We start from the raw sequence: 10464 nt of genomic DNA, 5'->3' as shown, positions 1-10464 counted from the left end.
TCTTCGGGCCGAGTTGGACCGGGGGCTCGGAGAGGGGGGTGTTGCGGGCGCGGTCGCCGGGCATCCCGCGGACCTCCTCCGCGCCCAGTACGAAGGCCAGCGGGACGCCGGGGCCCTCGAAGCGGGGCGGCACGGCCAGGTCGCGGCGGGCCTTGCGGAGCTGGACCAGCATGGACTGGAGGTGGTGGCGGGTGGCCAGTACCTCTGCGGCCCGGGGCAGGGCGTCCAGCGGGAGTTCCTCGTCGGGGCCGTAGCCGAAGGCGAGGGTGATGTCCTCCTCGATGCCGGCCGTGGTGCGGTTGATGCGGACCGTGGCCAGGCCGGGGCGGGCCGGGGTGCCGACGACCACGAGCCAGGTCGGGTCGGGGGCGCGGTCGTGGGCCAGGTCGGTGAGCCCGCGCAGCGACCAGGGGAGGTTGGCGGGTTCGGAGGTGCCCCAGCCGGCCGGGGGTTCGCCGGTCAGCTCGCGCCATACCGCTTCCAGGGCGCCGCCGAGTACCAGGCGGTCGTCGGCGGGATGGACGGTGCGGAAGGAGACGGCCAGCTGGCGTTCGCCGGTGTCGGTGACCTCCTGGAAGGTGGCGGAGAGCGGAGTACGGGCGTCCGCGGGAGTGGCGCCCGGGCCCTCGACGGGGGCGAACAGGCCGTTCTGGAAGCGGAGTACGGCGCCGGACAGCCCGTCGTAGTAACCGTCCCGCTCGTCCTGCACGACCCAGCGGGAGGGCCAGCCGGGGAGGCTGTTGCGTACGGCGGGGGAGAGGGTGGCGCCCGGGCTGGTGACGATCTGGAGGCCCAGTTCGGCGTTGGCCGCGGCCCGGAACGCGTCCGAGAGCCAGGCCGTCATGGCGACCACCGGGCGGTCCTGGATGATGACGGCGACCTTGTCGGTGAGCACGTCGACGGCGGGCTGCGCGGCGGCGGGCGTGGGCGCGACGCTCACCCCGTCGGTCGCCACGACGGCGAGCGAGCGCGCGGCCTCCGGCGGCCAGGCGGAGCCGCCGGACAGCGAGGCGAGCCGCGCGGAGAAGGTGCCCGCGAGCCGCTCGGCCTCCGCGACCCCGGTCGTGGCGCGGGCCTCCGTCCACCAGAAGGGGAGGGGCGGCGGGGTGGCTCCGAGCAGCCGCTCGGCCTCGCCCTCGACCTGTACCAGGACCGGGGCCTCGATGGAGACGAGGGGGCGGCCCTCGGCGTCGCAGAGCTGCACGACGGCGTCCTCGCCCGTCGTCCCGACCAGCTTGTCGGGGCCGCCGGAGAGCAGGCCCGCGAGCACGGTCAGCGGGTCCGGCATCTTCTGGGTGAGGGCGATGACGTCCTTGGTCATGGGGCCGTCCGGTTCCTGGTCGTGGTCCTGGTCGTGGTCGTAGTCGTGGTCGTGGGAAGGGCGGGCGGCGGCCCGTCAGCCCTCCGTGTACACCGTCTGGATCAGCCGGTTCGGGCGGCCCCGCTGCATGAACACGCCGCGGCCCGGCGGCTGCAGAGAGGCGTACGTACCGGGGAACAGCTGGCCCTCGCTGCGGTCGCCCGACATCAGGAGCGCCGAGGCGCCCGACTCGCGCAGGCTCAGCATCAGCGGCTCGTACATGCCGCGCGAGGCACCCGCGACGCGGCGCGTGAGGACGAAGTGGAGTCCGATGTCGGCCGCGGAGGGGACGTACGGGAGGAAGGGTTCGAGGGGGGACTGGCCGGCCGTCGTCAGTACGTCGTAGTCGTCGACGAGGACGACGATCCGCGGGCCGCCGCCCCAGCTGCCGGGCTCCAGGTCCTCCACGTCCGTGCCGTCGCCCGGCAGCCGCTTCTCCAGCTGCGAGGCGACGCCGTGGGCGAGGCCCGCGCACATCTTGGGGTTGTACGCGTAGCCGCCGCGGAACTCCTCGGGGATCGCGCCGCGCAGCCCGCGCCGCGGGTCCATGACCGCGAAGACCAGGTCGTCCTCGCCGTAGCGCTCGATGAGGCCCTGGGAGACGGTCTTGAGGAGGTTGGTCTTGCCGCACTCGCTGTCGCCCAGGATCAGCAGGTGCTGGTCGTGCTCGAAGAGGTCGAGGAGGACGGGCGCCAGGGCCGTCTGGTCCAGGCCGATCGGTACGCGCTGCGGCTCGGCCGCCGGGCCCGGCAGCAGATGCGGCTCAAGGACGCGCGGCAGGACCCGTACCGGCTGGGCCACTTCGCCGCTCCAAGTAGCGCGGATCGTACGGGTCGTACGCTCCAGGACCGCGCCCAGCTCCGAGGTGTCGGTCAGCCCGTCCGTACGCGGCAGCGCGATCTGCGCGAAGAGCTTGCCGTCGGTCAGGACGCGGCCGGGCTCGTCGGGCGAGAGGGTCTCGGCGAGCTTGCGGTCGATGCTGGACTCGCTGGGGTCGTTGAGCCGCAGCTCGACGCGGGTGCCGAAGTGCGACTGCGTGGCGATGCGGACGTCGTTCCAGCGGGTCATGCCCGCGACGACGTGGATGCCGTAACCGCTGCCCCGCTTGAGGATGTCGACGACGGCCTCGTCCAGCTCCTCGAAGTCGTCGCGCAGCGCGCCGAAGCCGTCGATGACCAGCACGATCTCGGCGGAGGCCAGCTGCGGGAGGCGGCCCGCGGCGTGCAGCGTGCGGAGCTGGTCGACGGAGTCGATGCCGTGCTGCCGGAAGAGTTCTTCGCGCAGGGCCAGCATGTTGCGTACTTCTTCGACCGTGCGGCCCGCGCGCTCGCGGTCGGCGCGGCCCGCGACGCCGCCCACGTGCGGCAGGCCCGACAGCGCCTGGAGGCCGCCGCCGACCAGGTCCAGGCCGTAGATGCCGACTTCCTGGGGCGTGTGGGTCAGCGCGACCGAGAGGGCGAGGGTGCGCAGCAGGGTCGTCTTGCCGGAGGCGGGGCCGCCGATGATCGCGGCGTGACCACCGGCGACCGTGAGGTCCAGGACGTACTGGCCCTGCCACTGCTTGGTCGGGTCGTCGAGGAGGCCGAGCGGGATCTGCAACGGGCCGCGGCGCGCGGCGAGCTGCATGCCGCGCGCGCCGACCTCCACCGGTCCCGCGGCCTTGTCCAGGGCGATGGCGGCGGGCAGCGGCGGCAGCCAGATGCGGCGTACCGGGTCGGCGGCGCCCTCCAACTGGCCGACCATGACGCCCATCTCGGTGGGGCCGGTCTCGCGGCGGCGCATCTGCGGCTGCTGCTCGGCGGAGGTGTCCGGCTCGGCGAGGGTGTTGTACGCCTCGTACTCCAGGGCCAGCGGCCCGGTGTCCTCGTCCTCGGCGCGCTGCACGGGCCCGCGGTAGGCGCCGGAGACGTAGCTCGCCTTGAAGCGCTCGTAGTGGCTGGTGTCGACCTTCAGGTAACCGAAGCCGGGCAGCGGCGGGAGGTGGAAGGCGTCGGTGGTGTCCAGGACCGTACGGGACTCGTCGGCGGAGAAGGTGCGCAGGCCGAGCCGGTACGACAGGTAGGTGTCCAGGCCCTTGAGCTTGCCGCCCTCGATGCGCTGGCTGGAGAGCAGCAGGTGTACGCCGATGGAGCGGCCGATGCGGCCGATGGACAGGAACAGGTCGATGAAGTCCGGCTTGGCGGTGAGCAGTTCGCCGAACTCGTCGATGACGACGAAGAGGTGCGGCAGCGGGTCGAGGTCGGGGCGCTTCTCGGCGCGCAGCGTGGCGTAGTCACCGATGTCGGCGACGTTGCCCGCGTCCTTGAGCACCTGCTGCCGGCGCTTGACCTCGCCGGCCAGCGAGGCGTGCACGCGCTCCACCAGGCCCGCCTGGTTCTCCAGGTTGGTGATGACACCGGCGACGTGCGGCAGATCCGCGAAGGGTGCGAAGGTCGCGCCGCCCTTGTAGTCGACCAGTACCAGCGCCAGATCCTCCGGCGGATGCGTGGCGACCAGGGCCAGTACGAGCGTCCGCAGCAGCTCCGACTTGCCGGAGCCGGTCGCGCCGACGCACAGGCCGTGCGGGCCCATGCCCAGCTCGGAGGATTCCTTGAGGTCCAGCAGCACCGGCTCGCGGGAGTCGCTGATGCCGATCGGCACGCGGAGGAAGGCGCGCTCGCCGCGCGGGGCCCACAGGCGCGAGAGGTCCAGCCGCGCCACGTCGTCTATGCCGAGCAGCTCGGCGAAGTCGACCGGCCCGGACAGCGGGGCGTCCACGAGCGACTCGGCGGACAGCCGCATCGGCGCGAGCATCCGCGCCAGGCCCTCGGCGAACGGAACGCTGACCTCGTCCACCGTGCCGTGCGCGCTGATCGGCTCCTGCTCGCGCAGGTCCTCGATGACGACCTGGTCACCGTTCACGGTGATCCGCACGCTGACCTGCCCCGGCTCCTGGACGCGCTGCTCCAGCAGGTGCAGGACGGTGACGCCCATGTCGCGCAGGCCGACCGCGTCGTCCGGGCGCGGCAGGTCCACGGCGTCCTCGCCGTGCCCGTCGGACACCACGAGCAGCCGGGAGGTCATGGCCAGCGCGTCCCGGTTGGAGAGGCCGCGGCGCACCTCGGCGGCGTACGAGGCGCGACGGCGCAGCTCGGGGCCGATCTGCCGGGCCAGTTGGGGCGCCGAGGGGGCGATCCGGCGGGCCGCCACCGGGCCGTCGAACTGCTCGGTGTCGAGCAGGTGCGGCAGCCACTTGGCCCACTCCCACTCGGGGAGCCGGTCGCCCGGTACCGCCAGCGCCATCGCCACATCGTCGGGCGCGTGGGTGGCGGCGGTCTGCACGAGCAGCGCGCGGGCGACGCGCAGGCAGTCCTCGCGCGGGCCGACGACGCTGATGTTGCCGACCCGGTCGAGCGGGACGGTGAGCGGGAGTTCGGTGCCGGTGCGGAAGCGGTCCATCAGCGCCGACGCCTCGTTGAGCATGAAGCGGTCGGGCGGCGTGAGGACGGAGGAACCCTGCTGGGCGACGGTCAGATCGCGTACCGGCATCTCACCCGTGCCGACGCGCACCCGCAGGAAGTCCCCGTCCAGCCGACGGCGCTCCCACAGCCGCGCCGGGTCGCGCACGATGTCGTACAGCGCGTCCGGCGGCGGGTTCAGCACATCGGCCTGCTCGCGCCGTTCGCGCTCCTCGCGGGACAGCTCCTCGCGCAGGTCCTCCAGGTAGGCGAGGTACGCCTCGCGCTGGGTGCGGCGGGTGCGCTGGGCCTTGCCGCGCTGGGAGAAGGCGAGGCCGAGGGTGCCGATGAGGGTGACCACGACGATGATCGCGCCGAGCCCGGCGAACTGGCTGTTGCGCACCACCGTCATCATCACGACGGACGACAGGACACCCGCGACGGGCAGCAGCGACATCGCGACGTTGCCCGACTTGCCCTCGGGCAGGTTGGGCGGGGCCTCGATGACGCGTGCCTCGGGCGCGGCCTGGGGCCGCGCGGTCCTGGCCGGGCGGTGGATCAGTCGGGTACTCATCGGCGTCCGTCACTCACGGTCGGGCTCGGCATGGGGATCAGTGGCGCTGCTGGGAGAGCCGGAACGCGTCCGCGGCGATGCGGGTGGCGGCTTCCCTGGTGGAGTGCGCGAGGAGTTCGGTACGGATCGTGCCGCCGGCGGCCAGATGCCGGTCGTACGGGAGGACCTGCACGCTCGCCCCGGTGGACCTCAGCTGCTCGGCCGCCGCGTCGAGGTCGAGGCCGCCGTGCGGCACGAGCTCGGTGAGCACGACGACCGTGCCCGCGATCACGTGCGGCGGCAGCCCCTGCATCCACTGCAGTACGGAGTGGGTACTGGTGATGCCCTCCAGCGTGGCGGGCGCGGTCAGGACGCGGGCCTGGGCGGCGGAGAGCGCCACGCGGGCGACCTCGGCGGGCAGCGTCTCGCAGTCCACGACCGTCACGCCGAAGTACCGGCGCAGCGAGACCATCACCCGCTCGTACGCCCTGGTGTCCAGCATCGCGCCGATCTGCCCCTGGCTGCCGGGCAGCAGCCAGGCGTTGTTGGGCAGCTGGACGAGGTACCCGGTGACGTCCAGCAGCGACATCTGCGGCTCGACGATGCCCGCCAGATCGCCGGTGGTCCAGCGCAGCGTCTCGGCGCCGAGCCGCAGCGGCAGTGACCCGAGCGACGGGTCGGCCTCGACGAACAGCACCGGGTCCTGCCGGTAGTGCGCGTACGCGGTGCCGAGCAGCGCCGCGACGGTCGACTTGCCCGAGCCGCCCCGGATGGAGGTCACGGCGATCTGCCGGCCGGTGGTCACCGGCTGCTGGAGGACCTCGGCGGTGGCGGTGGTGTCGGCGACCTCGCGCGCGGCGGAGGAGGAGACGGTACGGCGCAGGCCCCGCGCGGCCCGCGCGGCGAACGACTCACCGTGCCGCGGCTTGCGCCCGGTCCGGGCGAGGCCCTTGTCCACCACGGGGCGGGAGTCGGGGGTGCGGTGCGGGCTTGCGCCCGAGGCGTAAGCGGTTTGCGGTGCGAGCTGCTGCTGATACTGCTGCGGCTGGTCGTACTGGGGCGCCTGCTGCGGCTGTTCGGGTTGAGGCGCCTGCTGGTACTGGGGTGTCTGCTGGTACGGGGCCGCCGCTTGCTGGTACTGCTGCTGCGGCGCGGCGGGCGGCTGGGCGCCCGGCTGGGGCGCGCTCTGCTGGGGCGCGGCCTGCTGCGGTGTGCCTTGCTGCGCCGCAGGCTGGGGTGCGGCCTCGTGCGCGGGGGCGGGTGCGCCCGGCTGTTGTGCGGCGGGCCCCTGCGCGCCCTGTGGCGCGCCGCCGCCCCGCAGGTCACGCAGCACATCGCCCTGCCAGTTGTCTCCGTTCGGCATGTCAGCCCTTCTTTTCCGCCCTGCTGCCCCGCCCGGAGCGCCTGCGCGTCGAACTCAGAACTTGTGGAGCGTGTTGAGCATCAGAACTTGTCGAGCAGCTGTCCGTACACGCCGAACGCCCCCACCGCGAGCGGGAAGAGACCGATCACGCCGATGGACTCGACCAGGTCGGCCACGCGCCGCAGCCGGACCTGCACATGCTCGGGCGGCTGCACCGCCAGCACGAGCAGCGGCAGCACCGCGGCCGCGCACAGCACGACGAACGGCCCGGCGCTCCCGGTGTGGTCCAGCCACACCACGACCAGCCGTACGACGAGGACCGCCGCGGCGGCGAACAGCGCCACGACCTCGGCCACCAGCGGGAAGGCGCGCGCCCTGGAGAGCAGTACGAGGGCCACGAGCGCGGGCAGCGTGACGGTCCACACGGTCGGCGTCGCGGCCGTGGTGAGCAGCCAGCCGCCGGCCACCGCGGAGGCCGCGGTGACGATCGTCGCGAGGGCGAGGCCGCGGTGGGTGGCCGCGAGCGCGTTGCCCACCTGGTGGCGGCTGACGGACGTGCCGCCGGAGCGGCGGTCGTCGAGCGCGGTGAGCCCGGAGGCCATCAGGGCGAGCCGCGGCAGCAGGCCGAGCAGGATCACGGAGCAGACGGCCATCACGGCACCGAGCCGCACCGGGTCGTCCTGCAGCGCGGCGACCGCCTCCCACACCACGGCGATCCCGGCGGTGGCCGCGGCGCCGATGAGCCCGCCACGGCCGAGCGGCGAGAAGTACCCGAGGAGCGCCAGCGTCACGACGAGCGCGCCGCCGACGGCGGCCAGCCGCGTGGTCCCCGACCAGTCGTAGGCGTCGGCGGCGGTCCAGGCGGTGAGGACGCCGAGGCCGCCGGAGGCGAGCAGCAGCGCCGTGGCGAGCCCGCGGTTGCCCTGCCCGACCTTCGCGACGAGCGCGCCGGCCGCGAGGAGCACGAGCGTGACCGCGACCAGTACGCCCACGAGCGCGTCCAGCGCGAACTCGCGGCGCGCGAGCACCGCGGCGACCAGCGCGAAGGAGACCGTCGCCACGCCCGCGCTGACCCGGCGCGCGGCGGGCCGCCAGCGCCAGGTCTGCAGGTCCAGGTCGTCGGCCACCAGGTCGGTCACGTCGTGCACGACGGGGGCGGGCGGCGCGGAGTGGGCCCGGACGAGCCGGAGCACGGCGCCGTCCGCGACCTCCGCCGACGACAGCGTGCTGTCGTGCGGCAGCGCGGACCCGTCCGACGTGATCAGCTGCCGGGTCATCGGCCGCGACGCGGCCCGGTCGTCCAGCAGCTGCAGGATGTCCGGCAGCAGCTGCCCTATCGGGGTGTCGGAGGGCAGAACGATGTCGGCCCGGCGTCGCTCGCCGACCAAGGTCACCCGGCTGAGTTGCGCCCGGGATGTCGTTGCTGTGCTCACCACTTACGGGAACCTATCGTCGCGACGTTGAGGACTCGGGCCTGTACGGCGTTCCCATGTTACTGGCGCCCCGCCCATTCCCTTATGCGGGGAATTCCACCGCCCATGCACAGAATTCCCCCTATATCCCCCTGGGTTATCGGTACGAAATCCCCGACAACCTCCCCACTCATTACTTCTTCCGTTTCCTACTGCTTCCCACTGCTTCCCACTGCTTCCCACTGCGTCGCCGTCTTCGCCGGCTGTTCGTACTGCTGTTCCTGACGCTGCTGTTTCTCCTGCTCGGCCTTCTGCTGCGCCAGTGTGTGCTGGAGGAAGGACCATCCGACGCAGCCCGCGCACAGCACGGCGGCGATGGCGATACCGGCGAACATCTTCCCGATCCGCTCGTCCGCTGTTCGCCGCGCCCGCTGCGCGCCGAACAGCAGCGCGTCCCGCATCCTCCGCCGGCGCACCGCCACCGACTCCAGAAGCTGGCTGTCGTAATCCCGTGCCATACGTCTCGTCGTCCGTTGTGTCGGTCGTGTTCGTCCCTGGAACATATGGCATGGGTGAGTAACCAGTACACCCCAGGGTCAGAGGGTCACCACCGGGCAAGCCCCAGAAAGATCATGAAACGGAACCCCACCCCGCGAATTCCCGCACAACGCCCCGCCGCACTCCTGAAACCGCGTCGACAAGAAGGCCCTTGATGCGCCCGGAACGTCACGCGGGCGGCAGGTCCCCACCGCGGAAACGGCACGCCTCGTACCAGGTGCGGAGCGATTCGACCGTGGCGTCCAGCAGACCGCTCTTCACTGCCCGGTCGATCACCCCGTCGCTGATCCGCTCCCCGAGAACCACCGTCATGACCGCACGGACGGCATCGGCCGGCGACAGCCGTCGGCGTCCTTCTGCCCGCCGCCCCACTCGACGTTCCGGGCGGATCGATCGGCGCGGGTTCAGCCACCAGCGGCCATGCTCCTGAGCGCGGCAAGCGACGGTGCCTCGGTGAGGGTGCCGGGGAGGGCGTGGCTCAGCTTGTTGTCGTTCGCACCCTGCGCCAGCTCGGCGAGGAGAGCCGTGGGCGCGAGCCCCCGGGCCTTGCCGCTGCGCAGTGCCCGCAGCCAGGACGCGCCCGCGTTCACAGCGCTCGCGGAAAGCCCCGGAGGCACCACCCAACCGGCCGCGTCATCACCGTCGTTGGCCCACACGTACCCGATCACCGTGCCCGTCGCGTCGGCGATGCTCAGGTACGTCACCGGCCCGTCGGTCTCCCGGCTGTACGACGGGGGACCGGCCACCTGGTTGAACGGCAGGTCCTCGGCAAAGCGCGGGTTGATCGGTCGTTCGCTGCTCATGACGTCCACATTCCTTAACCTTTGTCTGTTCCGCAACGAGGCTACGGCCTCGGCAGAACCTCCCCGTAGACGTGCCACTTGCCATCTGCCGCGTCCATGAAGACCCGCGTCACCTTGTACTCGCTGCCGCGGGCGAGGAGCAGTTCCCGTTCGCCCTTGACCTGCGTGATGTGCTCCAACCAGAGGGCCGGCGTGCCCTGCGGCACCCGCAGATGCATGTACACGGACTTCTGGTCGAAGGGGGGCGGGGGCTTCTTGCCGAGTGCCGTGGAGGTGTACGCCTTGTCGTCGAAGACGCGGCCTTCCATGTCCAGCGGTGAGTCGAGGTTGAGGTGGCCGATCTCGGTGCCGCGGACCACCATGATGTTCTCGGGCACGGGGCGGGCGCCCATGACCTTGTCCATCTCATCGATGGTGTGCGTGATCGAGTCGGGCACGTCGTCCCCGAAGCGCAGGTGTCCGTTGATCTGCGTGTAGGCGCTTCCGGTGTAGGTCACCAACGACTCCTTGGACGAGGGGGGAACCTGGTCCATGAAGTCGTCCCAGTACGCGTTGCCGTAGCGGAGCCCCGCTTCGTCGCTGACGCTGGGCGCGGGGTTCGTACCGTGTGCCAGTTCGGCCTGGGCCACCGCGTGCTTCTCGGCGTCCGTGAGCTGGTCGAAGTCGTCCGCGGACACATGCGGCTTGTACTCGAACGGTTCCCCGGCGCCGCCGCCCGGTACGTCCGTGCCCTGGTGCGGGACGGCCGGCGCGTCGGTGCCGTGGTGCGCGGCGGCGTCCGCGGCGTCATTCCCGAGGTGCGCGTGGTCGCCGAGGTCCGCGTGGTCCCCGACGTGCGCCGCGTCGTCACCGTGCCCGGTCGCGTCATCACCGTGCCCGGCCGCGTCGTCGCCGTGCCCGGCCGCGTCATCACCGTGCCCGGCCGCGTCGTCGCCGTGTCCGCCGGGTGATCCGTCGTGCCCGTGCGCGCCGTCGTTT

The 10464-nt window shown here is 72.5% G+C and carries 8 protein-coding genes; all 8 read right to left on the bottom strand.

Features of this window, described 5'->3' with window-relative positions; translation table 11 throughout:
* Positions 1-1321, bottom strand: a 1321-nt coding sequence (locus CCS38_RS33865) for a DUF6177 family protein (protein ID WP_223737309.1), incomplete at its 3' end; no start/stop codon positions are given.
* Between the two features lie 75 nt (positions 1322-1396).
* Positions 1397-5371 (bottom strand): type VII secretion protein EccCa, encoded by a 3975-nt coding sequence (gene eccCa / locus CCS38_RS33860; protein WP_223737307.1) that lies wholly within the window; start codon positions 5369-5371, stop codon positions 1397-1399.
* Between the two features lie 37 nt (positions 5372-5408).
* Positions 5409-6713 (bottom strand): nucleotide-binding protein, encoded by a 1305-nt coding sequence (locus CCS38_RS33855; RefSeq protein ID WP_223737303.1) that lies wholly within the window; start codon positions 6711-6713, stop codon positions 5409-5411.
* 80 nt (positions 6714-6793) lie between these two features.
* On the bottom strand, positions 6794-8149 hold the full coding sequence (eccD, locus tag CCS38_RS33850; RefSeq protein ID WP_223737301.1) for a type VII secretion integral membrane protein EccD: 1356 nt from the start codon (positions 8147-8149) through the stop codon (positions 6794-6796).
* A gap of 185 nt (positions 8150-8334) precedes the next feature.
* Positions 8335-8643 (bottom strand): hypothetical protein, encoded by a 309-nt coding sequence (locus CCS38_RS33845; protein ID WP_223737298.1) that lies wholly within the window; start codon positions 8641-8643, stop codon positions 8335-8337.
* 208 nt (positions 8644-8851) lie between these two features.
* Complete coding sequence (locus CCS38_RS33840; RefSeq protein WP_223737296.1) at positions 8852-8995, bottom strand: hypothetical protein; 144 nt, start codon at positions 8993-8995, stop codon at positions 8852-8854.
* A gap of 92 nt (positions 8996-9087) precedes the next feature.
* Positions 9088-9486 (bottom strand): hypothetical protein, encoded by a 399-nt coding sequence (locus CCS38_RS33835; protein ID WP_223737294.1) that lies wholly within the window; start codon positions 9484-9486, stop codon positions 9088-9090.
* A gap of 41 nt (positions 9487-9527) precedes the next feature.
* Positions 9528-10464 (bottom strand): ADP-ribosyltransferase (locus CCS38_RS33830; protein WP_223737292.1); only part of this gene is annotated, 937 nt, incomplete at its 5' end.

It is taken from the genome of Streptomyces purpurogeneiscleroticus (assembly GCF_020024005.1).
Classification (GTDB): Bacteria; Actinomycetota; Actinomycetes; order Streptomycetales; family Streptomycetaceae; genus Streptomyces; species Streptomyces purpurogeneiscleroticus.
This window is presented reverse-complemented; position numbering and strand designations above follow the sequence as displayed.

Bases quoted from the DNA above. Each gene is read 5' to 3' on its own strand.
- CCS38_RS33835 (WP_223737294.1), bottom strand. From the start codon at position 9,486: ATGAGCAGCGAACGACCGATCAACCCGCGCTTTGCCGAGGACCTGCCG.
- eccCa (WP_223737307.1), bottom strand. From the start codon at position 5,371: ATGAGTACCCGACTGATCCACCGCCCGGCCAGGACCGCGCGGCCCCAG.
- CCS38_RS33845 (WP_223737298.1), bottom strand. From the start codon at position 8,643: ATGGCACGGGATTACGACAGCCAGCTTCTGGAGTCGGTGGCGGTGCGC.
- CCS38_RS33855 (WP_223737303.1), bottom strand. From the start codon at position 6,713: ATGCCGAACGGAGACAACTGGCAGGGCGATGTGCTGCGTGACCTGCGG.
- CCS38_RS33840 (WP_223737296.1), bottom strand. From the start codon at position 8,995: ATGACGGTGGTTCTCGGGGAGCGGATCAGCGACGGGGTGATCGACCGG.